Origin of the sequence: Vibrio sp. 1641 (genome assembly GCF_033339995.1) — a bacterium.
Classification (GTDB): Bacteria; Pseudomonadota; Gammaproteobacteria; order Enterobacterales; family Vibrionaceae; genus Vibrio; species Vibrio alginolyticus.
Map to the genome: position 1 here is coordinate 210464 of NZ_JAWOVP010000003.1, position 24687 is coordinate 235150.

The 24687-nt window shown below is 44.5% G+C and carries 26 protein-coding genes; 13 read left to right on the plus strand and 13 right to left on the minus strand.

Annotated elements, in window-relative coordinates:
- Positions 1–2 precede the first annotated feature (2 nt).
- Positions 3–323 (plus strand): hypothetical protein, encoded by a 321-nt coding sequence (locus R7Z47_RS08805; protein ID WP_005397755.1) that lies wholly within the window; start codon positions 3–5, stop codon positions 321–323.
- A 72-nt stretch (positions 324–395) separates the two neighbouring features.
- Here R7Z47_RS08805 and rlmF read toward each other — a convergent pair whose 3' ends face one another.
- Both rlmF and R7Z47_RS08815 read right to left on the minus strand, forming a co-directional pair.
- Positions 396–1523 carry a 23S rRNA (adenine(1618)-N(6))-methyltransferase RlmF gene (rlmF, locus tag R7Z47_RS08810; RefSeq protein WP_213973375.1) on the minus strand — a complete coding sequence of 376 codons (1128 nt, stop codon included), beginning with the start codon at positions 1521–1523 and terminating at the stop codon, positions 396–398.
- Positions 1510–2025 (minus strand): M48 family metallopeptidase, encoded by a 516-nt coding sequence (locus R7Z47_RS08815; RefSeq protein WP_005377870.1) that lies wholly within the window; start codon positions 2023–2025, stop codon positions 1510–1512. Before R7Z47_RS08815 ends, rlmF begins: the two co-directional genes overlap by 14 nt.
- A gap of 138 nt (positions 2026–2163) precedes the next feature.
- Here R7Z47_RS08815 and R7Z47_RS08820 point away from each other — a divergent pair, with 138 nt between their 5' ends.
- Complete coding sequence (locus tag R7Z47_RS08820; protein ID WP_005377871.1) at positions 2164–2394, plus strand: glutaredoxin family protein; 231 nt, start codon at positions 2164–2166, stop codon at positions 2392–2394.
- A gap of 27 nt (positions 2395–2421) precedes the next feature.
- On the opposite strand, the gene R7Z47_RS08825 is transcribed toward R7Z47_RS08820, so the two are convergent.
- Positions 2422–3291, minus strand: a complete 870-nt coding sequence (locus R7Z47_RS08825; protein ID WP_206957311.1) for a LysR family transcriptional regulator — start codon at positions 3289–3291, stop codon at positions 2422–2424.
- 106 nt (positions 3292–3397) lie between these two features.
- Here R7Z47_RS08825 and R7Z47_RS08830 point away from each other — a divergent pair, with 106 nt between their 5' ends.
- The 3 genes from R7Z47_RS08830 (at position 3398) to R7Z47_RS08840 (ending at position 5968) form a co-directional block, all read left to right on the plus strand.
- Positions 3398–4621: an MFS transporter gene (locus R7Z47_RS08830; protein WP_262606575.1), complete on the plus strand. Its 1224-nt coding sequence runs from the start codon at positions 3398–3400 to the stop codon at positions 4619–4621.
- 89 nt (positions 4622–4710) lie between these two features.
- Positions 4711–5283: a DUF1415 domain-containing protein gene (locus R7Z47_RS08835; RefSeq protein ID WP_115385896.1), complete on the plus strand. Its 573-nt coding sequence runs from the start codon at positions 4711–4713 to the stop codon at positions 5281–5283.
- A gap of 109 nt (positions 5284–5392) precedes the next feature.
- Positions 5393–5968 carry a nucleoside triphosphate pyrophosphohydrolase family protein gene (locus R7Z47_RS08840; protein ID WP_005377875.1) on the plus strand — a complete coding sequence of 192 codons (576 nt, stop codon included), beginning with the start codon at positions 5393–5395 and terminating at the stop codon, positions 5966–5968.
- 69 nt (positions 5969–6037) lie between these two features.
- On the opposite strand, the gene btuD is transcribed toward R7Z47_RS08840, so the two are convergent.
- From btuD to cobT, 8 genes are all read right to left on the minus strand, one after another.
- A complete protein-coding gene (gene btuD / locus R7Z47_RS08845; protein WP_017820884.1) occupies positions 6038–6805 on the minus strand; it encodes a vitamin B12 ABC transporter ATP-binding protein BtuD in 768 nt (255 codons plus the stop codon).
- A complete protein-coding gene (gene btuC, locus R7Z47_RS08850; RefSeq protein ID WP_042521936.1) occupies positions 6792–7787 on the minus strand; it encodes a vitamin B12 ABC transporter permease BtuC in 996 nt (331 codons plus the stop codon). The genes btuD and btuC overlap by 14 nt, the downstream gene beginning before the upstream one ends.
- An 82-nt stretch (positions 7788–7869) precedes the next feature.
- On the minus strand, positions 7870–8898 hold the full coding sequence (locus R7Z47_RS08855; RefSeq protein ID WP_017820882.1) for a succinylglutamate desuccinylase: 1029 nt from the start codon (positions 8896–8898) through the stop codon (positions 7870–7872).
- A gap of 274 nt (positions 8899–9172) precedes the next feature.
- Complete coding sequence (locus R7Z47_RS08860) at positions 9173–10969, minus strand: M3 family oligoendopeptidase (RefSeq protein ID WP_042521938.1); 1797 nt, start codon at positions 10967–10969, stop codon at positions 9173–9175.
- 128 nt (positions 10970–11097) lie between these two features.
- Entirely contained in the window at positions 11098–11712 is a 615-nt protein-coding gene (gene cobC / locus R7Z47_RS08865) for an alpha-ribazole phosphatase (protein WP_115385893.1), read from the minus strand.
- An 11-nt stretch (positions 11713–11723) separates the two neighbouring features.
- Positions 11724–12257 carry a bifunctional adenosylcobinamide kinase/adenosylcobinamide-phosphate guanylyltransferase gene (gene cobU, locus R7Z47_RS08870; protein WP_025766771.1) on the minus strand — a complete coding sequence of 178 codons (534 nt, stop codon included), beginning with the start codon at positions 12255–12257 and terminating at the stop codon, positions 11724–11726.
- Positions 12254–13060, minus strand: coding sequence for an adenosylcobinamide-GDP ribazoletransferase (locus R7Z47_RS08875; protein ID WP_262606576.1), 807 nt, complete (start codon positions 13058–13060; stop codon positions 12254–12256). Before R7Z47_RS08875 ends, cobU begins: the two co-directional genes overlap by 4 nt.
- A complete protein-coding gene (gene cobT, locus R7Z47_RS08880) occupies positions 13060–14103 on the minus strand; it encodes a nicotinate-nucleotide--dimethylbenzimidazole phosphoribosyltransferase (RefSeq protein WP_151514710.1) in 1044 nt (347 codons plus the stop codon). The genes R7Z47_RS08875 and cobT overlap by 1 nt, the downstream gene beginning before the upstream one ends.
- A 248-nt stretch (positions 14104–14351) precedes the next feature.
- Here cobT and R7Z47_RS08885 point away from each other — a divergent pair, with 248 nt between their 5' ends.
- The 7 genes from R7Z47_RS08885 to purT all read left to right on the plus strand — a co-directional run bounded on the left by R7Z47_RS08885 (position 14352) and on the right by purT (position 21948).
- On the plus strand, positions 14352–15041 hold the full coding sequence (locus R7Z47_RS08885; protein WP_053350419.1) for an NAD(P)H-binding protein: 690 nt from the start codon (positions 14352–14354) through the stop codon (positions 15039–15041).
- Between the two features lie 200 nt (positions 15042–15241).
- Entirely contained in the window at positions 15242–16615 is a 1374-nt protein-coding gene (locus R7Z47_RS08890; RefSeq protein ID WP_005377885.1) for an L-cystine transporter, read from the plus strand.
- A gap of 157 nt (positions 16616–16772) precedes the next feature.
- Positions 16773–18194, plus strand: a complete 1422-nt coding sequence (gene sbcB, locus R7Z47_RS08895; protein WP_017820876.1) for an exodeoxyribonuclease I — start codon at positions 16773–16775, stop codon at positions 18192–18194.
- Positions 18195–18249: 55 nt separating this feature from the next.
- On the plus strand, positions 18250–18624 hold the full coding sequence (locus tag R7Z47_RS08900; RefSeq protein WP_005397786.1) for a CidA/LrgA family protein: 375 nt from the start codon (positions 18250–18252) through the stop codon (positions 18622–18624).
- Between the two features lies 1 nt (position 18625).
- Entirely contained in the window at positions 18626–19303 is a 678-nt protein-coding gene (locus R7Z47_RS08905) for an LrgB family protein (protein ID WP_262599252.1), read from the plus strand.
- Between the two features lie 430 nt (positions 19304–19733).
- The gene (cdd, locus tag R7Z47_RS08910; protein ID WP_262606578.1) at positions 19734–20624 is read left to right on the plus strand and encodes a cytidine deaminase; all 891 of its coding nucleotides are present in this window, start codon (positions 19734–19736) and stop codon (positions 20622–20624) included.
- A gap of 148 nt (positions 20625–20772) precedes the next feature.
- Positions 20773–21948 carry a formate-dependent phosphoribosylglycinamide formyltransferase gene (gene purT / locus R7Z47_RS08915; protein WP_017633939.1) on the plus strand — a complete coding sequence of 392 codons (1176 nt, stop codon included), beginning with the start codon at positions 20773–20775 and terminating at the stop codon, positions 21946–21948.
- A 72-nt stretch (positions 21949–22020) separates the two neighbouring features.
- Here the strand turns inward: purT and R7Z47_RS08920 are convergent, their stop codons facing one another.
- On the minus strand, positions 22021–22671 hold the full coding sequence (locus R7Z47_RS08920; protein WP_021707633.1) for a thiopurine S-methyltransferase: 651 nt from the start codon (positions 22669–22671) through the stop codon (positions 22021–22023).
- A 315-nt stretch (positions 22672–22986) separates the two neighbouring features.
- Here R7Z47_RS08920 and R7Z47_RS08925 point away from each other — a divergent pair, with 315 nt between their 5' ends.
- Positions 22987–23766, plus strand: coding sequence for a phosphoribosylglycinamide formyltransferase (locus R7Z47_RS08925; RefSeq protein WP_025766820.1), 780 nt, complete (start codon positions 22987–22989; stop codon positions 23764–23766).
- A 121-nt stretch (positions 23767–23887) separates the two neighbouring features.
- Here the strand turns inward: R7Z47_RS08925 and ihfA are convergent, their stop codons facing one another.
- On the minus strand, positions 23888–24184 hold the full coding sequence (gene ihfA, locus R7Z47_RS08930) for an integration host factor subunit alpha (RefSeq protein WP_005377899.1): 297 nt from the start codon (positions 24182–24184) through the stop codon (positions 23888–23890).
- Positions 24185–24687 lie beyond the last annotated feature (503 nt).

Sequence of the window (24687 nt, forward strand, 5' to 3'; positions counted from 1 at the left end):
CTATGTCACAAGAACCCGTTGAAGCATTGAGTAAAAAGAACTCTCCGGAAACAGTCATAGAGATTCAAAACGCGATCGCAGAAATCCAAGGGACACCAGCACCTAGAATCGCAAATAACGTATTTGAATCTTCACCGCATTTGTTGATTGAAAAAGGACGAGTAAAAGGGAACAACAATCAACTGTTGGATGGCAGCTATACGGATCTTCCAGACCAATATACGTTGCAGATAAGAGGTGAAACCTGTGGCTTGTACTACGCCAAAACAGATACTTTTGTCTCTCTCAGTTCACTAGATTGTGAGCCCATCATTAAGTTTTAGATCCCCCAAAAAGAGAAGCCCGCTGATATCAGCGGGCTTCCTACTTTATTGTTCAGTGTGAAATGGTCAACGTTACTTTAGTTCAATCCATGCTTTGCGCTGTTGCTTATCCATGTATGACCAAGCTACAAAGCGGCTCACTTTCTGTCCTTGGCTCATTTCAACCACACGAATGGCTTTCACACCCAATTTTTCAAGCTGCTTGCGCATCGGGCGAACGTTGTCTTTTTTGGATATGAGTGTTGTAAACCACAAGACCTGCGCGGCAAAAGCTTGGCTTTCATTCGCCATTTTTCGGATAAACGCCGCTTCTCCACCTTCACACCACAATTCAGCGTTTTGACCGCCAAAATTCAACTCAGGCTTACTTGTCTTTACTTGTGTGGTTTGAGGTTTTAGTCCTTTCTTACGCTGGTTTGCTTTTAGATTATCGATTTTACGCTGGCTGCCCATAGCGGCATCTTCCGCCGAACGGTGGAATGGCGGATTACATGTCGTCACATCATAACGATCATTCGGTTGAATGATACCTAGATAAATATTGGCATCATTGTGTTGCTGTACCAGTGCAATTTTTCCCGTCAAAACACGATTGTGCTCTACGATCGTTTGAGCCGATTGGATGGATTTTGGATCGACATCGCTGCCCGTATAGTGCCAACCGTATTTTGTTACACCAACAATCGGATAAATACAGTTTGCTCCCACGCCAATGTCCAACGCTTTCACTTTTTGGTGCGCGTACTGACCTTTTACTTCACCATCAAGTAGTTCTGCCACTCGGTGAATGTAATCAGCTCGGCCCGGAATCGGTGGGCAAAGGTAGGTGTCGGGAATGTCCCAGAACTCGATACCATAATACGCAGCAAGCAACGCTTTATTGAGCATTTTAACAGCGTTAGGATCAGAGAAGTTTATGGAGTCTTCCCCTTTCGGATTTTTGATAACGAATGGCTTTAACTGAGGTTCACTTTCCACGAGTTTTTTAAAATCGTAACGACCTCGATGAACATTACGCTCATGCAAACCATTCTTCGCTATTTTTATGAACTCGACTTCGCTCTTTCCTGCAGGCTGCGGGGATTTGCGCGCAACTTTGTCTTTAACACGCTTCGGCTTGGCTTTATTCGCGTCTTTATTCTGAGCCGCCTTTGAAGTCTTTGGCTTTGCTTGCTTCGCGTTGTGATTATTGTTCTTCATTCAAATTCGCTTTTAAATCGAGGTAAATCATAAACAAACGAGCATCAAATTCGAGTTGGTGATACTCAGGCTCCATGTAGCAACATAGCTGATAGAACGCCTTGTCGTGGTTTTTCTCACGAGTATGCGCCAACTCATGTACCACCAGCATTCTTAATAGTGGCTCGGGCGCATCCTTAAATACATTGGCAATGCGAATCTCGTTTTTCGACTTCAGCTTACCGCCATGGTTTCTACTGATTACACTGTGCAAACCAAGCGCGTTGTTTACCGCGTGAATTTTCTTATCGTAGACAACTTTACTGATTGGCGCGGCTTTCTTCATGTAGCGGTTTTTGATTGCCATGGCGTACTCATAGAGCGCCCTTTCGCTTTTGATTTGGTGCCTATCGGGATAACGCTTTTCGAACCAAGGAACAAACTTGCCACTCGCTATCAATGAGCTCACCTGCTCTACGATGTTTTGTGGGTAGCCTTGAATGTATCGAAGTGACGGATGCATAGAATTAACGTCTGTTATGACAAAATAAAGGCGCTCAATATACCTGAGATAAAGGACAGTTTCACCTTAGCTTTCGCCTTTCATTTATGGTGAAAGGTCGTTAAACTTCGCCTCCCAATGATAATGGAGAGAAACTCAATGAAACGTGTCGTCCTTTACGTCAAAGACAAATGCCCTCACTGCAAAGATGCTCAACGTTATCTGGATTCGAAAAATATTAACTATCGTTTGTGCAATGCTAAGATGCAACGCGGTCGCAAAGAACTTGATGCGCTTGGTGCTCGTTCAGTGCCAGTTTTAAAAATTGGTGATCGGGTAATGATTGGCTGGAACCCAAAGAACTTCGAGAAGATGTACAAAGGCGACTAGTGCTCGGACGATGAATCTGCGCTGCGTTTAAACGTAGCGCTTGATAAAGTCGATAAACGTTCGATCTGCTATTGATAAATACCCCTGCTTGCGCCAAGCAAGTGCCAGATCTAGCGTCACTGGTGGTTCAAACGGTAAGCCAACAACGCCCGACTCATGTTGAGTCACCAATTCCAGTAACGCGGTAATCGCAAACTCTTGTTTTACAATACTCAAAATCAAAGGCAGTAAGTTGGTCTCGAATGATGACTTCATGGTAAACCCATGCTCCTCACTCACCTGATCCAAAAATTCGCGGTGAAAATAGCCATGCTGAAACATAACCAAATCGTGTTCAAAGAACTCATCAAAAGTAAGAGCGTGTCGCTGGGCTAACTCATGCTCAGGTGAAACAACTGCGACCATTTGGCTAGTAAACAAATGGTCAGTTTCTAGGTCATCAGGCACGTTATCACAACTGATCACACCGATATCGAGTTGACCATTGAGCAGCATACGACGAATCGATTGAGTCCCAGCTTCGACCAAGGTCAATTTTAACTCCGGGAATTGGCTTTTAAACGCCATCACAATTCGTGGAAAGAAATAACTGCCCATCATTGATGGCGTTCCGAGTCGTACTTCTCCTTTCGCTAAACCTTTCAACTCATCAATCGCGAGCTGCGCGTCGTGCAACTGTTGAATCACCCGCTTGGCATGTACATGTAGCGTTTCGCCCTCTTTCGTTAAGCTGATTTTTTTATCATCACGGCGAAATAGGGTAACGCCCAAAGACTGCTCAAACTTTTTGATAGAAATACTTAATGCGGGCTGGGCAATATGCAGGGCTTTCGCCGCATGGGTAATGTTTCCATGTTCAGCGACCGCCAGAAAATGTTTAAGTTGTTTCGATTCCATTAGATCAAAAATATATGGTGTCCATATTTTTAATATATTTTTTTAATTTACAACGAACTGATAGATTGATCACAGTCTCTCCATTTGCTCACATTAGGCAGGATTCATGGTCAGTTTTGGCACACCGGAATACAAACGCATTACGCTCTCGCTAGCGCTTGGTTCCTTCTTGGTTTTTTCAAATTTATACCTACTACAGCCAATGCTGCCCACTTTTGCCCAAATTTTCACGATCTCAGAAACGCAAGTGAACTGGTTATTTGCGGCCTCAACACTCGCTCTCTCTTTTAGCCTCGTCCCGATGGCTGTGTTGTCAGAATCAGTGGGACGAAAGCCAGTCATGATGGCTGGTCTGTTTTCGATTCCTACCCTTTCCGCTTTGATGCTGTTTGGTGACTCATTTCTGTTTTTGGTGGTATGTCGAGCACTGATCGGTGTCGCGCTCGCAGCTTTTGCTGCGGTCGCCGTGGCTTACATGGCAGAAGAGCTCGACAAGCACGCTTTCTCGATGGCAATTGGAACGTACATTGCGGCTAACTCATTAGGCGGTATTGCAGGGCGTATTAGCGGCGGCTTATTGGCGGACAATTTCAGTGTTGATGTCGCCATTGAAGTTATGATGGTGTTCACTCTTCTTGGTGTCATTGGCGTTCACTATTTATTGCCAACACAGCGCAACTTCACCCCGTCATCAAGCAGCTTACGCCATCAAAATCGTGCGCTTATTGGTCATTTTAAAAACCAACACGTGTGGTTCGCGATGCTGATAGGAGGACTCAACTTTGCTTTGTTCGTCAACCTTTATTCCGTCATGGGTTTCCGTCTGGTGAGTGAACCTCACAATGTGCCTGTCGGGTTGGCCTCACTGATCTTTATTTGTTACTTGGGAGGGACTTTCTCCTCTCGTTGCGCAGGCCACTGGAGTAAACGTTATTCATCAATCTTCGGTATGTTCTTAGGCGCGATAGTGAGCATGGCGGGGATGTGGATTGCGGCGGTTGAAAGCTTGACTGCAATGCTATTTGGGTTGTTGCTGATAAGTTTTGGTGCCTTCTTTACTCATACCCTCGCCTACGGTTGGGTCGGTCAGAACGCCACTCGCGCCAAAGCCACCGCAACAGCGCTCTACTTAGTACACTACTACGTAGGCGGTAGTTTGGGAGGATTCTTACTTCTTTATTGTTGGCAGCATGGAGGTTGGTCGAGTGTTCTTATGGGGGGAAGCGCAGTCTACCTAGCGATGTTTGCTGCGATTGCGTATTTGAAACACATTGCCGAAAGAAAGCATACTGACCAAACACCTGACGCTGCGAGTTTAAAGAGTAGCTAAGGTACGCTCATTTGCGTAATACCTCTCTGGTTACTTGGATAACCAACTCTGCTATGCTTGCGCTACTTTAATAAAAACCAGAAAGTCGTATGTCAACGCGTTCAACACAAAACACAGATATCGAAGCGATCACTCAACAGGTCGATCAATGGCTCAACGATGTAGTAATCGGTCTCAACCTTTGTCCGTTTGCTGCCAAGCCGCAACGTAATAAACAAATCAAAATCTTTGTTAGTGAAGCGACTCAAGAAGAAACGCTTCTTGAAGATATTTTATTGCAACTGATTGAGCTGAGTAACACAGAGCCCGAACAACTTGAGACCACGTTGGTTGTGGTTCCCAACATGCTACAAGATTTCTGGGACTACAACTTTTGCATAGATTGGGTTGAAGGATTAATTAAGCAGCAAAACTGGGAAGGTATTTTCCAAGTAGCGACTTTCCATCCTGATTACTGTTTTGGCGGCGCAAGGCCTGAAGACGACGAAAACCTGACCAATCGTTCTCCTTACCCGATCTTCCATTTGATTCGCGAAGAGAGTATGGAAAAGGTACTAAAACACTATCCTGATCCTGAATCCATTCCCGATACAAACATCGCTCGTGTTTCCTCCCTTTCAGAGGAAGAACGTAAAAAGCTGTTCCCTTACCTATTTCGTTAAGCACCACCATTCCCAAAGGCAGATTTATCACCAGTTAGATGCAATGCCCTTGGGGTTCAAAGTGCGGTTTGGTATCATTGCCGCTTCAATCGATTCAATGGAAATTAGAATGCAACTGTCAAAGCTAACCCAAGAGATTTTTGATCACTTATACCGTGATATCACCGAGTTCCGTAGTACGTTCGACTTACCAGTCGCAGACGCTGCAAGCCTTGATACGCAAGCAGACACACTACACACCTCTTTGGCGATCGAAGAGCTAACAGAGCTAGCAGAAGCAGATTGTAAAACTGAGCAAGCAGATGCCATCGTAGACAGCGTGTATGTATTAATGGGCCGTCTCGTTCATCTTGGCCACAGCAAAGTAGAAGACAATCTGGCGATCAGCTACTTAATTGATCTTCTATTAAACGTTGCGGTAAACCGTGGTATCGAGTTTATTCCTTGCTGGGATGAAGTACATTCAAGCAACATGAGCAAAGTATGCCGTAACGAGCAAGAGTACTCAGAAACAGAAGCATTCTACGCAGAACAAGGCATCAAGTTGATGGCGGTGCAGAAAGGTGAATACATCATCGCGAAATGCGCCGAAGATTTCGTATCGGAAGGTAAAACCATTCGTAAAGGCAAAGTACTCAAATCTGTTTACTACCGCCCAGCAGATCTAAAACCGCTAACTCAGTAAGCGTTGAGTTTGGCTTTCTCGATTAAAAAAACGACCTCAAGTAGGTCGTTTTTTTATTGTCCCGAAATACTAATCAAAGATTAAATAAGGTTGCTCATCTACGATGACCTTTTTGACTTGAGTATTGAACACTTCCCCGAGCGCTTCTTCCGTTAGCACAGTATCGGCACTTCCTGATGAGTGCAGCACACCGTTGTTAAGCAGCAATACTTTATCTGCGTGCTTTAATGTGCGATTGAGATCGTGATTAGCAACCAATACTCCAATTCCCTGCGCCGCCATAGCGTTAATCAATTGATAGAGCAGACCCTCTTGCGCAATATCTAACGGTGCTGCTGGCTCATCCAAAATTAAAAACTGCGAAAAAGGATTAATGGTACGCCACACCTGCAAACATACACCTGCTAATCGGACACGCTGCCACTCACCACCGGATAATGTTTGAATACTGCGATGAAGCTTATCTTGCAGTTGTACCAGCTCCACCACCATATTGACGGCATCACGCACTTTGATATCCGCAATCTCAGCACCACTTGGCAGAGATAAAGCGAGATACTGGAACACATCAACATTAAACGCTGGGCGCGATTGCTGACACAAATAACCTCGAACATGAGCTTGCTCTGACAACGGTAAAGTAAGCAAGTTTTTGTTGCCAACGTACACTTCACCACTCATACCGTCTCGGTGACTTAACGTACCAGAAATCGCAGCCAATAAAGTACTCTTACCGGAACCATTAGGCCCAACGATATGTACGATTTCGCCAGCTTTGCATTCAAAAGAAAGAGGCAATAATCGACTACCAACCGACATATGTTTAACGTGCATCATGACTCTTCACCAGCATCCAGATGAAAATAGGTGCGCCAATCGATGTTGTCATGACACCTAAAGGTAACTCTGCGGAGTCCAATAACAGTCTTGCGCCGATGTCAGCAAATACAAGCAACGCAGCACCAGATATTGCAGAAAGTGGCAATAAATAACGGTTTTCCGTACCAAAAGCCAAACGCAACAAGTGCGGCACCACCAAACCAACAAAACTGATGATGCCACCCAAAGCGACTGAACTACCCACCAAAACAGAAATGGCGAGGATCAATTTCCAACGCATTTGATGCACATCGACACCCAATTGGGTCGCATGAATCTCACCCAGCATCAATTTATCAAGCGACTTGCCTTTACAACATAACCAGATAAGCACCGGTAACATCACCAAAGTAACGGTATGTTGATACCAACTTGCACCGCCAATACTGCCCATTAACCAATACATCAGTTGGCGTAAACTGAGATCATCACTAAAGTAAAATGCCCACGTCACAATCGCGCTCGATAAAATACCCAATGCGACCCCAACCAAAAGCAATCGAGCCGTCGTCAGGTGCATTGCCCTTGCTATCGCCACCAAAACAAACGTGAATACCATCGAGCCAGCAATCGCTGCCAACATAAAAACAATCGGGGTAGGAAGAACAGGTGACGCGAACATGATTAAGACCATTGCTAAGCTTGCACCACCAGATATACCAAGCACGCCAGGTTCAGCCAACACGTTCCCAAGCAACACTTGTAACGTCGCGCCAGATACCGCTAACGCAGCACCAATAATTGCCGCAGACACTAGCCTCGGTAAACGCAAGTCCACCAATAACTTCTGTTCAAATGCAGATAAGGATTGAAAAGGAGAAAGGAAAATTTCTCCGACCATCAAGTGAATGGCAGAGAGTACAGCGAGCACGATCGACATAACCATCAGGTTACGTTGCCAGCGTCGTTCCTTGTTCAGGATAAGTTGTTGAAAATCCATAGCGGCCGATAAAAACAAACGAGGCTTAACCTTACAGTTAAGCCTCGGTAAATTGCAATTAACTTCTCAAAGCAATGTTGGATTAATCGTAAACCAACTCACCCTCTTCAAAACGGGTTTTCACTTCACAAACCATCAGAGCTGCACGTTGACCTATTGCGACGTGGCGGTTCGGGAAGACAATCGCTTCGTTTTCATTCTTCGCCATTAATGGTTTGTCGCCATCATGACCAAACACTTCGCCGTGAACAAATGAGGTGAAGTTTTCAACATTGTCGTCGAACATAAAGTCAAAGTCTTCGTTCAAACGAACGATTGTGCGACTTACGCGATACTTAATGCATGGTTTTGGTAGGTGTTCTGGCTTCGTTTCCGCAATCAAATTACGTAAAGACAAATCAAACGCGGTCAGTTTATCGAGGTCATTTTCACCGATACGAGCCACACGGCCAAGCTCCATCGTCAGAGCCTGCGCACCAAAGTTCTCGGCACTGTACCAGCTAAACGTACTCGATGGGGAGTTTGACAGGAGCACAGCTTCAATGTGTGCACTGTCCAAGAAATCGATCAATGCTTTGCTGCGCACAGGATGGCGAGTCTTAGGACTTACTGCAAACGTATAGTGCTTGGAGCCTCTAATCGCGCAGTGTAAATCAAGGTGCCAGCGTGTTGTCGGGTCGGTATCCTGATAAAAATCTCGAACAAGCAGCTTAAGTGTATCGGCGATAACAAGCTCTTTTGTCTGTTTGTGTTCTTTTTCGTCAAACAGACGGTTGAGGTTTTCTTCGAGGAATCGCGTGTGCGCCAGAGTGGATTCTGGGTGAGCGATAATGAACAGACAACGGGTATCGACCGTCTGGAACCCAGATTCTATGTCTTGAATAATGGAATCCACCAGCTCCATCGGTGCGGTTTCATCTCCGTGAACCCCACAAGAGATGATGATGTTCTTCGTATCCTGAGTATAATTCGCAGGAATTACTTCTAATACACCACGCTGATAGAGTTTAAGTTTTACACCGCTAGAAAGCACCTGCTCCGCTGGTGCAACATCAATATGAACATCTAACGTGTCAGTTAAAAACGATTGGCGAAAGAGAGACTTCGTCATGCGTTACTCCTTAATAGCACGGCGGATATGTTAATAAATTGTACAAAGGATTTTTGTTGCTGCGATCTCACTTATGAGTAGAAATCACTATTTCCCTCGAAAATCCGATGCCTTTTCGCGCCAGGCACTCAAATCAAGCATTGAGGCGTTTAATTTTCAAACAATTACAAAGTGTTAGGGCTGTGAACTTTACCACAGCCCTGATTAAGATCATTATGATTTGATCAAATTTTTGTAGCTATAAAGCAGATTATGCATCAACACTGCGAAAAACTTAGCCGCGCTGTGCGAGCAAACGCTCAAACTCATCCACTTTTTCACGCACTAGCTCAACACTCTGCTGCCAAAACGTTGGCTGGGTTAAATCCATCGACAGATGCTTTTCGACGACATCTTCCGCCATCATGCAGCCTGTATCGCGCAGCAAATTGATGTAATCGGTGTAAAACGCTTCGCCTTTGGTTTCTCGCTGTGCATAGATACCCTTGCTAAACAAGAAACCAAATAGGTATGGGTAGTTATAAAAGCTCACGCTATCAATAGAAAAGTGCAGCTTGCTTGCCCAGAAGTACGGATCCGGTTCGCTCATTACGTCGCCATACCATTCTTTCCAAGTTTCTGACATCAACTCACAGAATTCATCTGCGGTTAACTCTCCATCCTGGCGGCGTTCATAAAACGATTTTTCAAACTCGTAGCGAACCGGAATGTTGATCATTAAAGCTAGCGCAGATGACAACTCTTCCCACAACATCTCGAGCTTTTCATCAACGCTCTCAGCTTTCGAAATCAAATGATCACGAACGATGTTTTCTGCAAAGATAGAGGCGGTTTCTGCTAACGTCATTGGGTAGTAAGTTTGGCAAAGTGGCAAATCACGAATAACCCAGTTATGGAACGCATGGCCAAGTTCATGTGCCAGAGTCATAAGGTCTGACCGGCTGCCACTCCAAGTCATAAATACAAGTGGTGTTCGCGTTGCTGGCAGTTTGGTGCAGTATGCGCCAAGACGCTTGTTAGCATTTGGCGCGGCATCAATCCAACCATTTTGTACCATCAAACGGACAAATTCCGACATCTCAGGGTTTACTGTTTCAAATGCTTCACAAATAACCTCAATCGCTTCATCAAAGTCGTAAACCTTCGCTTCACCGCTCAAAGCAGGCATAGCCGCCAGATGATTCCAAGGTTTCATCTCATCCAGACCATGTACTTGCGCCATCAATAAACCCGCTTTCTGACCAATAGCTCGACTGTCTTTGGCTACGGTCATCATCGCATTTAAAGTTTCAGCTTGGATTCGGCTACCATGCAAACTCGGCTCTAGGAAGTGAACTTCACGCTTCGTAGAACGCTTTTTATTTTCAGTTAAGCGCCATCCTGCTAACGCATTCAAAATCGCAGCGAATGATTCTTGGTGCGTTTGCATTGCATCTTGTACGCCTCGCCACGCGGCTTCTTGACGCTCGAATTCAGAACCATAAAGAATGCTTGCCGCTTGAGAAAACCCAAGCTCTTCACTATTACCATCTGTGTACTCAAGCTTCACTTTCAATGAGCCAGTCAGGTTATCGTATAGGTTACCCCAAGCCGATTTGCCATCCACACTCATCGCAGCCAGTAACTGTTCTTCTGCGTTGCTAAGACGAGTATCCGCCAACTTTCTAGAATTCAAGATAGAAAAAGCTTGCCCACTGATATCAGGATTCTCATGGTCTAACACGCGCAAGATAAACTCTTCGTCGGCATGCGTTAGTGTCAAATCAAAGGGACTGAACGCTTGGGAAAGCTCCGAAAAGATGCGGGTCATTTTACCAAGTAACGATTTCGCTTCGGCGTTTGTTGCATCAACAGAAGCATAACAACTCGCAAAATTTGCAACTGTGCCCGCTAAACGACTCGCGGCTTCATTGGTTAAAATCGCATTTTGCATGATCTCTACGTTGCCACAATCTGCTGATTGTTTATTCAAAAGATCAATACATTGTTCCACAAGAGCAATATCGTCTTGAATTCGTGGGTCAGAAAGGTCGTTATAAACGATGGACAAATCCCAACTCGGCGTTGTCATTTCTATATTTCCTTTTTATGTAACTGAGTCAATTTTCGCTTCCTGCACCTAGCAGATGGGCTTCCACTGACATCTTCCGTGACTATGCCCGTAAGCAATATCGTTCTGGGCATTTTAATATTTATAAATTAACGAGTTAAAAGAGGTACGCCAATCGAACGCACCGAGGCGTAAATTTGCTCATCTATGGTAATTGTTACATGCGTGACAGAAGCGTTTCCTATCGACAACGTCGAATACCACTTTGGGTTACGCCAATCTAACTCCAATACATGAGCAAGAATCATACGAATGACGCCACCATGCGTGACGATAAGTAGATTGTCATTGATATCGTTGATGATTTGAGACCAAACGCGACATATGCGCTCAGAAAATGTGCTTAAGCTCTCAGCATTCGGCAACGTATGTTGTGCTGGCGATTGCCAAAAAGCATCTAGCTTTTTCCACTGCTCAGTGAGCAGATCAAAAGGCATACCATCAAAATCACCAAATGCCATCTCTTGTAAAGATTCATCCGTCATTACTGGTAATAATTGCTGTTCAGCAATGATGTTTGCCAGTTCTTGACAGCGTGAAAGTGGAGAAGAAATTATTCCACCCACACCTCGTCCACTCTCAGCCCAAGCCCGAGCAATACTCTCTTGATCAGCAGGCGTAACTTTTACATCTGTTTGGCCATGGAGTCCTGGTGGAGCGTCTACTTTTCCATGACGCACAAGATAGATATTGAGTGTTTTCATTTTGTTCCATCCTACTCTTTAAGAACCAACGGCAAACCAGCAGCAACAAAGGTAACGCGATGGCAAACACTGGCTAGTTTTTGATTCATCCGTCCTGCATTATCCACAAAATAACGACTAACCGCCCCCAAAGGCACAATGCCCATTCCAACCTCATTAGAGACGAATATTAACGTCGCATCTGAGCCACGTACCATCTTTATAAGCTTTTCAATTTCTGCTTCTAGCTTCTCATGGGAACATTCATCACCTAACTCAAATATCCAATTGTTGAGCCACAAGGTTAAACAGTCGACCAATACAACATCGGTGGTAGCGAAATTTGTCAGTAACTCAGATAAATGAAGGGGGCATTCATGCTCTTGCCACTCGCCCCCGCGTTGCTTTTGATGATGCGCTATTCGCTCTCGCATTTCTTGGTCAAATGGCAGCGCGGTTGCAACATAGTGTAATGATCGATGAGAAGCGACCGATAATTGCTTAGCTGTTTTTTCTGCCAAATGCGACTTCCCAGAGCGCGCGCCACCGAGTATCAATTGCTTCATGAGGAGTGATACAACCCAATCATAGTGAGATAAATAAGCAGTTCCGACAACTGTTGCGCTGCGCCAAGGCAATCCCCCGTAAAGCCGCCAATTCTCTTGGTTAACCAACGTTTGAACATCAAACGAAATACCACGAGAACAAGCGATATCAAGATCGCATCCGCGAAACCAAGCACAAGCAATGTTACGCCACCAGTAAACAACAAAATGGAGACTTCTAGAGAAGACTGGCGACTTGCTAGCGGTTTACTTTTCGACGTATCACTGTCACTGACATAAGGCATGTCATAAATAAGCGTCGCTGCTAGTGCTCGGCTTGCGGTGTAAGCGACGACAATGACCAACCAAAAGTGCGGCAAGTTAGCCAGTTCACTCCAAAAAACATACTTAGCCAATAACGCCATAATGAGAGTGGCGGCACCATAAGTGCCAATACGACTGTCTTTCATAATAGAGAGGCGTCGCTCTACGGTCATGCCACCGCCAATGCCATCCGCCATATCGGTCAAGCCGTCTTCGTGAAAAGCCCCAGTTAACAATAAGCTAAACACCATCGTTAATACTATGGCAACCGACTCTGGGAAAAAAATTGAGGTGAGCGAGAATACCAAAGCGCAAAGTGCTCCAAGCACGAGACCAACTAACGCAAAGTAACGGCCTGCCTGATTCATGCGTTCTTCACTGTAAGGCAACGCTTGGGGCACGGGTAAGCGGCTAAAAAAACTGGCAGCTAATAGAAATAACTCCCACTGGTATCTTAACGATGACGGCGTGACTTTCTCAGAATTATCAGGGACTGACACTATACTGTAACTCCTGCACTCTCGAAGCTCGCCATTTTGTTGTAAAACTGGGCGGCAGCTTTTAACAAGGGTAAGGCAAGAGCGGCTCCTGTTCCCTCCCCTAGCCGTAAACCAAGGTCGAGCAGAGGTTCTGCTTTAAGATGTTCCAATACAAATTTATGTCCATTTTCTTCAGAGCGATGGGCAAACAACATGTATTCACGCGTTTCTTCGTCTAACAACGTCGCAATATAAGCCGCTACCGATACGATAAACCCATCCACTAAAACTGGAGTTTTAAGCCGCTTGGCTTCTAAAAAAGCGCCCACCATTTGTACGATTTCAAAGCCCCCAACCTGTGCGAGAATCGCTTTGGTATCAAGACCTCGACATCGGTTTACCCCCTGTGCTACCAGTTTATATTTGCGGCTCAACTGCTGTTGATTGATTCCGGTGCCAACGCCAACACAATAATCAATATCTAATGAGCTCAGCGCCGATAACAGTGCTGAGGCCGAACTGGTATTACCGATGCCCATCTCGCCGAACATTAAGAGGTTTGAACCATGCAAAATGGTATGCTCAGCAATCTTCGCACCATATTCTAAACCTAACGCCACGTGTTCTGGGGACATCGCTGATTGTTTAGAAAAATTAGCCGTACCGTTACCCAACCGTTGTTCAACCAAGTTGGGATGGGATTTAAATTCTGGAACCAGCACATCAATAGGAGCCAACATGCCGCAATCTATTACTTTGAGTTGAATGCCATTAATGTCGCAAAAACAGTTGATGGCTGCGCCGCCAGCGAGAAAGTTAGCCACCATTTGCTGAGTGACTTCGCTTGGCGCAATGCTCACGCCCTCCTCTGCAACGCCGTGATCTCCAGCAAATACCAGCATGCTTGGTTTGCAGATAGCGATGGAATCAACTGGCTGAGGTTTATTCTGACTTTGAATAAGAGCTAACTGCAGTGCCACCTTTTCCAATAAGCCTAAAGAACCGACGGGTTTGGTTTTGTTATCTATGCGTGCTTGTATCTCCGCAGCAAAAGAGTCATCCATTTTTTACGTTCCTTTGATGTTGTCTGGGTGAGAGGTGTTCTGTTGTTCAAGAGGTCTTGTTCAGCGACAGTTTTTGCGCGCCCACTATTGTATACACTTGCATCCAATTGGGGCAGCGCTAATCAAGTTTATCTCAGGATAGTCTGCCGAGTTCGCAGAGCGTCTCACCTTTCTTGCACGAGATTATAAGTAACTCGTTGAAATCCGCTACAATAGCTTAGACTATGTTCCCATATAGGAGAAAAGATATGGATAACAACACCTGCGCAATCATCGCCGGTGCAACTGGCTTAGTAGGCTCAAAAGTCATTGCAAACCTCATAAATCAATCAGGTGTTGGAACATTATATTATCTTTCTCGCCGCCCACTCGATGGCGTCCTAGATGTGGACAACAAGCTTATTCCTCTCATTGATGCAGACCTTTCTATCCACCAATGGGATGAGAACCAACCAACACCAACCATCGGCTTTATCTGTTTAGGCACGACCCTTAAGCAAGCAGGGAGTAAGGATAATTTGCGTAGAGTAGATGTTGATCTGGTGTGCAAAGTCGCGCAACAAATGAAAACAATCGGAGTCAAACGCCTTGCGGTTGTTTCTAGCCTCGGTGCAAATAGTAAATCGCCATCCCATTACTTAGCTTGTAAAGGACAAATGGAACAACGAATCGAAGCTATGGATTTTGAGGAAATCGTATTTGTTCGCCCAGGCCCGCTTGTTGGTCAACGTCAAAACCCAAGAATGGACGAGAAGTTAGTACAAACTCTGTTTAAGGTAATTCGCCCACTTATGCTTGGCAAACTGTCCAACTTTTTACCTATTCGAGCAGAAGATGTCGCCAAAGCGATGATTTATCAACTTTTCAGTTATCAAGAAGACTCGGTGGTTTACTTACAAAGGAAAGAAATGCGTGACTTACTGCATCACTACGAATAACCATTTTGTACAATTAACGTGCTAATTCACACTCTCACGCGACTTAGATCTCGTTTTTATATTCATTTTAGATCTAGCTAATACCCGTTTGTCATTTTTAAAGTTATATCACGAGCGTTATCTTACGCTCCATAAATAAATCCGTATAAAACCCCGTATAAAAAACAACCGCCACTTCGGCTGGTTGATAAGGTCAAATTATGAATTTTGCAGTGATAGCCTCTCTAGCCGTCTTTGTTGGCATATTGTTCTTTCTATTTAATCAACAACAAAAGAAACACACTCTTTCACGTCTCGTTTTGATCGGTCTTGTTACCGGTTCTCTTTTTGGTCTTGCTTTGCAACTCATTCACGGTGAAGGCAACAGCGCAATTGCTCAAACACTTGAATGGGTAGGCATTGTAGGCAGTGGCTACGTTGGTCTACTGAAAATGGTCATCATGCCACTAGTGTTGGTATCGATGATCTCTGCAGTTGTTAAGTTGGAGAAAGGTGGATCTTTAGGTAAAATTTCTGGCCTGACCATCTCTGTTCTTCTAGTAACGACTGCAATTGCTGCACTTATCGGTATTTTGGTGACAACGACATTTGGCCTGTCAGCAGAAGGGTTAACTGAAGGTGCGCGTGAAACCGCTCGTATCGCCGTTTTAGAAAGCCGTGCCGGTACAGTAAGTGACTTAACTATTCCTCAAATGCTAGTTAGCTTCATTCCAACCAACCCATTTGCTGATCTAACAGGTGCTCGCTCGACCTCAATTATCGCTGTTGTGATTTTCGGCGTGTTAACTGGTATCGCCGCTCGTAAAGTGATGATGGAAAAAGCAGAGTTGGAATCACCGATTCGTACTTTCGTAGAAGCTGCTCAATCTATCGTTATGCGACTAGTGAAGATGATCATGGCCCTAACGCCATACGGCATCGCAGCACTGATGGCAAAAGTGGTAGCGACATCAAGCGCAGGCGACATCCTAAACCTACTTGGCTTTATTGTGGCGTCTTATGTTGCTATCGCACTGATGTTTGTTGTTCATGGCGTATTAGTCTCTTTTGTCGGCGTTAGCCCTGCGGAATACTTTAAGAAAATCTGGCCTGTACTGACCTTCGCGTTTACATCTCGTAGCTCAGCAGCAACAATTCCACTAAACGTAGAAGCGCAAATCACGAAGCTTAACGTACCACCAGCGATTGCAAACCTATCAGCATCGTTTGGTGCCACTATCGGCCAAAACGGCTGTGCGGGTATCTATCCTGCAATGCTTGCAGTGATGGTAGCTCCGACAATGGGCATCAACCCACTTGATCTACACTTTATCCTGTCATTGATTGCGATTATCACCATCAGCTCATTTGGTATTGCAGGTGTCGGCGGCGGTGCGACGTTTGCAGCCTTGATTGTTCTTCCTGCAATGGGCTTACCTGTGACCATCGCGGCACTGCTTATCTCTATTGAACCACTGATTGACATGGCACGTACCGCACTAAACGTTTCAGGCTCAATGACTGCGGGTACAATTGCTAGCCGAGTGCTGAAGTCACCAGAAAGTGAAGCAACATTGGAAGAAACACGAGCATAGAACTCAAATTCCTTCCAAAGCGATAAAACGTAAAATATCAAGCCGATGGTTCGCCATCGGCTTTTTTCATTTTCAAAAATTCAACTTGCATCTTTCGTTGCTAGTCAAGGCGTTGAATGGTCTAATACTGTCATCGGTTTTGTAAACGGTAAGCAGAATGCACCAAGATAATCAGCCCACTTTTTTCTTCTTTGATTATGAGACATGGGGAACCAACCCCGCGAAAGATCGCCCAAGCCAGTTTGCTGGTGTTCGTACAGATGAAAACTTTAATATCATCGGCGAGCCTTTAGTCATGTACTGTCAACCACCGGCTGATTATCTTCCGTCTCCTGAAGCTGCGCTTATTACTGGTATTACTCCGCAAAAAACGGTTCAAGAAGGCCTTTCTGAGCCAGAGTTTATCGCTAAGATTCACACTGAACTCGCGAGACCAAATACCACCAGTTTAGGCTACAACAGCATTCGCTTTGATGACGAAGTGACCCGTTATACTTGTTATCGCAACTTCATCGATCCATACGCATGGAGTTGGCAAAACGGTAACTCGCGTTGGGATTTACTCGATGTACTACGCGCGTGCCATGCCCTTCGCCCAGAAGGCGTAGAATGGCCAGAAAACGAAGATGGCTTCACTAGCTTTAAATTAGAACATTTGTCCGTGGCTAACGGCATAGAACATAGTAACGCGCACGATGCCATGGCAGATGTGGTTGCGACTATCGAAATGGCAAAGAAAGTAAAAGCAGCGCAACCAAAATTGTTTGATTACTTTTTTTCTATGCGCCAAAAGCGCAAGCTCAATGATTTAGTCGACATCGTCAACATGACACCGTTGATGCACGTTTCAGGCATGCTAGGGCGCGAATGCCAGTACACTAGCTGGATTGTGCCTGTTGCTTGGCATCCAACCAATAATAACGCCGTTATCACCATCGATTTAGCGAAAGACCCTCAACCTATTCTTGAGCTATCCGCAGAAGAGCTGCACGAAAGACTCTACACTAAGCGCGAAGATCTTGGTGAATTGCTACCAGTGCCAGTTAAACTAGTTCATTTGAACAAATGCCCTATTCTCGCCCCTGCAAAAACGTTAACGGCTGAAAATGCGGAGTCTATTGGCATTGATCGCCAGCAATGTCTCGCTAATCTCGCTTTGTTGCGCCAACATCCTGAAATTAGAGAAAAGCTGATTAGCCTCTTTTCAGTCGAGCGTAAATTCGATAAAAGTGATGACGTCGATACACAGCTTTACGACGGGTTCTTTTCTCCGGCTGATCGCGCAGCTATGGATATCATTCGAGAAACCGACCCGAATAATCTTGCTGCATTAGACATTGAATTTGATGACAAGCGTATTAAACCTCTATTGTTCCGCTATCGTGCGCGTAACTTCCCAGGCACATTAGACGAGCAAGAACAAAGACGCTGGGCACTACACTGTCGAGAAGTGTTTGAAAGCCAAATTGAAGAGTACATGCTGAATTTAGAAAACTTAGTTCACGAACATGAAAGTGACGAAAAGAAGATTGCGATATTAAAATCCGTGTACCGTTATGTTGAGAGCTTAGCTTCCTAACTCCTCCTAATACAAGCGCACCTTATGGTGTGCTTGTTGTTTATATACTGTCAAAATGATTAAAGAACGATTCTTACAACTGATCCAACTGCTCATTTCAATCTTCCTCATCATGGGAGCACTTGGCATCGGAATTACCATTCAAAAGTTCACTGGCGTTTCCGTTCCAGGAAGTGTCATCGGTATGCTCGTACTGTTTTTCTCCATGACTCTTGGGCTTGTAAAAGTCGACTGGGTCAAACCGGGCGCCACGCTATTTATCCGCTATATGATCTTATTGTTCGTTCCTATTAGCGTGGGATTAATGCAACATTTCGATATGCTACTCGCTAATGCCCTCCCTATCATTGCTAGCGCAGTTGGAGGCTCACTCATTGTACTAGTCAGCCTCGCTTGGCTGCTGGACTACTTGCTAAAGGAGAAGCACTGATATGTGGTTAGTTGTTACCATTGCGGTTTTTCTTGTCGCGCGCCAAATTGCAATCAAAGTGAATAATCCTCTAGCAAATCCTTTGCTGATCAGTATTGCAGTGCTCATTCCTTTGCTTACTTACTTAAATGTACCGTTTGAAACGTATTATGCGGATAACGAAGGGATCAGTTTTTTACTTCAACCAGCCGTAGTTGCTCTGGCTTACCCGTTATATGAACAACTACCACAAATTAAAGCAAACTGGCGAATCATCACTTTCGCTTGCACAGTAGGCAGTGTGATGTCGATGATGACAACCACCTTGATCGCAGTCGCTTTCAAAGCGGATATCAATTTAATCGCGAGTCTAGTGGGTAAATCCGTCACTACGCCAATAGCAATGGAAATTTCGAGTCACCTCGGTGGTGAAGCTGCCGTTGCGGCGATCTTGGTTCTGATTGTCGGTTTATTGGGCGCAATTTTGGCATACCCAATTTACAATTTGATTGGAATTAAACACCCGATTGCACGTGGTCTTACAATGGGTACAGTCTCTCATGCCTTAGGCACCGCTACTTGTGCAGAGAAACAGCCCATAGATGCCGCGTTCTCATCACTCGCATTGGTTTTATGTGGGATCATAACTTCTATTTTGGCTCCAAGCTTTTTTGCTTTGGCTGTCTGGCTATATCAATAGTTAAGCGCTCTCGGTCTGCCCTCCTTCCGGCAGACCGTAGCCTTTCCGCTTCTTCCTTACCCTTTTCAAAACCCTATCTTATCTAGCAACCTCACCCAGTAATATCGTGAAGGGACTTGATCGAGATGTACATTCATAGCATTAGCATTCTAGCTGCTACCACTCGCTCTAGATTACGTAGGTATAAAGTAGCATAGCGGTAAAAGTCGCGTTGGTAACATACTCCTGCTCCTTGGTCATATGAATATATACTGATATGGTTAATTGTGAGACGGAGATAACGCTTCACACCTGTGCAATCGAATACATGTGTGAGCTCACTCTAATTATGTAACAGAATTATCAATTGCATTATTTATCGTGATCTAACGCACGGAACATTTCTATCTTTCACATAGAATAACTGTCCATGCAATAACAAGGATTCAACATGAAAAGTCGCATTGAACAGGCGCTAGCAGGCGCTCCAGAAGCACTTTCCAAACAACTTGCTCCTATCATCCAAGCTGATGATTTTGATGCTACGCTTTCAGTTCAACAATTTGAGCAGTTGCTTTCAGCTACCGGTCTATCAGACAAAGAGCTTCGTGTTGCGCTACTTCCTTTTGCCGCAGCGTACTCCTATGCTCCCCTTTCTGACTTTTATGTCGGCGCTATCGTTCGTGGTCTTTCAGGTCGCCTTTACTTCGGTGCCAACATGGAATTCTTTGGTGTACAGTTGGGTCAAACGGTTCACGCAGAGCAGTCTGCGATTAGCCATGCTTGGATGAAAGGCGAACGTGGTGTTAAGGATATCACTATCAACTTCAGCCCATGTGGTCACTGCCGCCAGTTCATGAATGAGTTATCTACCGCAAACGAGCTTAAAATCCAGCTCCCAGAACGCGAAGAAAAGTCACTTCATGAATACCTGCCTGAAGCCTTTGGACCAAACGATCTCGGTATCGAGTCCGGCTTAATGGCAGAAGTTAAACACCAATTCTCATGTGATGATGAAGACGCACTCATCCAAAGTGCAGTTGAAGCGATGAACATGAGCCACTCTCCATACACCAACAACTTGAGTGGTTTAGCATTAGAGATGACTAGCGGCCGTGTATTCCAAGGCGCTTATGCAGAAAATGCAGCGTTTAATCCTAGCTTGCCACCGCTACAAGTTGCGCTAATCCAAGTTTTACTTGCGGGTGAAACCTTTGACAGCATCAAAGCCGCTGCATTGGTAGAAAACTCTGAAGGTAAGATCAGTCACTTAGCCGATACGCAATCAACGTTGGAAGCGTTGAATCCAGATATTCCGCTTAGTTTTGTCAACCTTATTTAGGACGGCACACAAATTCAACAAAAAGCTCTACAACATGTAGAGCTTTTTTATTACCTAAAAACCAAAAGCAAACGTTTGCTTTGTCATAAAACTTCAGTATGATCTCCTGCAATTTCTGTCTCATCACTCTATTTTGTAAGGGAACACTATGTTTGGCACTGCAACTAGCGCAAATGCTACCCGTGTATTACTTTTAGGCTCTGGCGAACTCGGTAAAGAAGTCGCCATTGAATGCCAGAGACTTGGTTTAGAAGTGATTGCTTGTGATCGCTATGCCAATGCTCCAGCGATGCAAGTCGCTCACCGTAGTTATGTTATCGACATGTTAGATGGGAACGCCTTAGAAGAAGTTATTACGAAGGAACAACCTACTTACGTCGTACCAGAAATTGAAGCCATCGCAACCGGCAAACTGGTAGAGCTTGAAGAGAAAGGACTGAATGTTGTTCCAACCGCTAAGGCAACCAGGCTAACAATGAATCGTGAAGGTATCCGACGTTTGGCAGCAGAAGAACTGGAATTGACGACTTCACCTTATCGTTTTGCAGATAACTTTGAAGACTTCAAAGCCGCGGTTGAGCATGTGGGTATTCCGTGCGTGGTGAAGCCTGTGATGAGCTCTTCAGGTAAAGGGCAAAGTGTTATCAAGACCGAAGACGACGTTACAAAAGCATGGGATTACGCTCAGGAAGGCGGGCGTACGGGTGCAGGTCGCGTTATCGTGGAAGGTTTTATCGACTTCGATTACGAAATCACTTTATTGACCATCAGAGCCGTTGACGGTGTGCATTTCTGTGCTCCAATTGGTCATCGTCAGGAAGATGGCGACTACCGCGAATCATGGCAACCGCAAACTATGTCAGAAAACGCAGTAAAAGCAGCTGAATACACGGCTGAGAAAGTGGTAAACGCGCTCGGTGGCTACGGCATCTTTGGTGTAGAGCTATTTGTTAAAGGCGATAAAGTCATTTTCAATGAGGTCTCTCCTCGCCCTCACGATACGGGCATGGTTACAATGATTTCACAGGAAATGTCTGAGTTTGCTCTCCACGTGCGCGCGTTTACCGGAATGCCAATTAATAATATTGTGCAATATGGCCCATCTGCGTCTGCTGTTATTCTTGGACAAGGAACTTCCACAAACATTCGCTTTGAAAACCTAAGCAAAGCTTTAGCTCAACCTCAAACACAAGTTCGTCTATTCGGTAAGCCAGAAATCGATGGCCGCCGCCGTTTAGGTGTTGTCCTTACGCGACGAAAAACCACCGAAGAAGCCGTTCAAGATGCTGTTGAAAGTGCTTCAAAAGTGAATATCATTTATTAAATACGAACCACTCATACAAAAATAGCGCAGCTCAAATTGCTGCGCTATTTCGTGTTCCAAACCGAAGAGAGCCTATTCACTCTCGATTAAGTACACTTCTTCAGAGAAGCGACTTAAGCCTTTTTTCGCAATTTTAGGATGATTCTCGTCAGCTTCATCTACGTTCAAACAAGTAACTTTGTAACCTGAAAATAACTGCTCTATCTCTTCGACCGGCACGCTAAATGGAGGCCCTGCCATCTCTTCTTGAGGATAGTTGAGTGTAACAAGCAAAATACGACCGCCTGGGTTCAGCAGTTGCTTGAGACGCTCTACATACTCCTCTCGCATATCTTGCGGTAAAGCAACCAACGCGGCGCGATCATAAATGATATCGGCTTGAGATACTGGTGCAGTGAAAAAGTCCCCAGTATAAATAGAGAGCTCATCAAATTGATAAAGCTCGTGCATGCCATTAAGAGGCGTTACCGTTGGCGTGTAAAAATGTTCAGCAAAAAAGGCACGCACAGCAATATGGCTTAGCTCAACACCTTCAACCGAATCATGCTTCATCGCTAGCCAAATCAAGTCTTCTGACTTTCCACATAAAGGAACTAACACTTTATCTTCACGCTTTGGATTAGTGTGTTTCCAATATACTGGTAATAGCGGGTTTACATCTTCCAAGTGAAATCCGATCTGATTGCTGGCCCATTTGTTATGCCAAAATTCTTGGTCTCTCATTTTACTTTCTACTTGTCGGCTGTTTTCATTTTGAGAGGTAAGACTAACGTTTTTTTTCAATTTGTCTATGCCGTTCATCTTTGGTTAATACTGCGGTGATAGGATGTAATCGGTCTCATAGGAGACGCGCCTTTATCTGATAATCAGAATAAAGAAAAGAGAAATGGTGATCTAACGCACGATTCTACTTCAAGATAAAACTGAAACCTTGGAATCTTTCGTAATGGCCCCATTTATAAGTTAGTACCTGATTTGCCGAACTTAGCGACCTTTATGTTCCCTATTTTCTAAGTACAAGCAAGTTAAGGAGAGTGAATGAGCTTATTTCTTCGTACTACAGCATTGATGCTTTTGGTACTTAGCCGTGCACCGGCATTTGCCGCACTTCCAATTACCCCTGCGCCTAGTGGCGAACAAAATCGTTCAACCAGCCAAAACGAAGTTTGTTCGAAACTTTTTAAACACAGCCTTAGCGGTTTATACGGCATTCAGTCAATCGACACCACGCCAACTCAGCCATATTCTGACTTCGACATTCTTTACAGCAAAGCACACCAAGCACAATTTGAACTTGAAACTATCTGTAAAAGTACCGCACTTCTTAATGACGCTCAGCCATACTTCGCAGGTGTAAAATCCAAACAACGAGCAGAAGAAAAGATAGCTTTAGAGTTAGATGGGAAAGTTGAACGTATTACTGACCTAGCACGTGCAACGATTGTAGCTGAAGACGTCGCGAGCTTAGTCTCCATTTATGAAACGTTAGAGCGTGAAACAACGATTGTGAAAGTAAAAAATCGATTCAAAAAACCTGGCCCTTCAGGATATAGAGACTTGAACTTGCTCGTTCGTTTACCAAAAACAAACCTAGTAGCCGAAGTTCAACTGCACTTGAAAGCAATCGCAGATGTAAAAAGCGGTCCCGAACACGACCTATACGAAAAAATCCAGAAACTAGAACGTCAAGCGATGTTGGAAAAACGTGAGCTAAGCGAAATAGAGCTTGCCTCTATTCGCAACATGCGTACACAGTCTAAGAACTTGTACCAACAAGCATGGCAACCATACTTAACAACGCATCTAGAAGCGGCGTAACCGATATCATTAAGCGTCTCTCATAAACAGAAAAACCACCGCATTGCGGTGGTTTTCATTTGTATGCACACGAATTTTACGCAAAAAAAGACCACGCCTTAGCGTGATCCATTTATTCGGCTTACTGTACTTTCTTCAGGTTTTCTACACGAGCTTTTAACTTCTGACCCGGGCGAAAAGTCACTACACGTCGAGCAGTAATTGGAATATCTTCACCAGTTTTCGGGTTACGACCAGGTCGTTCATTCTTGTCACGAAGATCAAAGTTACCAAAACCTGACAGTTTTACCTGTTCGCCACTTTCCAGTGCCTTACGAATCTCTTCAAAGAACACTTCCACCGTTTCCTTGGCGTCCCGCTTACTAAATCCTAATTTATCAAACAGGTTTTCTGCCAGTTCGGCTTTTGTGAGCGCCATAAAACTTTCCTCAAAGCTATGTTAAACAATGCTACGTTAGTGTAGCGCCAGAGCAGTTTTACCCTACCAATTCAACAACATATCGGGGTTACATCAGGAAGTGTATGACAAGCTTATGATTTTCGCCAACTTTTTTCTTGGCGAACAAAAGGAATAGCACTACGTAAATTATTGTTAAACGCCAGAAATTTGATATTTTTGTTTTTGTTTCATCTTTATCAGGAAAAACATCCAGATTATAAAACTAAAAGTAGTTTAAATATCAACATTAAACACTATTTAATAAAAATATCAGATATTGGTTATTTAACAGACACTTGACATAGAACTTGTCGTAAATTCAGTGATTTGTATGTAACTCGATACGTAACAATTAGATTAAAAGGTATGACCACCTGTACTTTGCAACTGTGCTTTGAAAGCTTGATTAAACCCACGCTTCTCGCTGTTTAACGATGACGCCATATATAAAGATTGATAATGTGGAAGTTCGTGTATTTCCT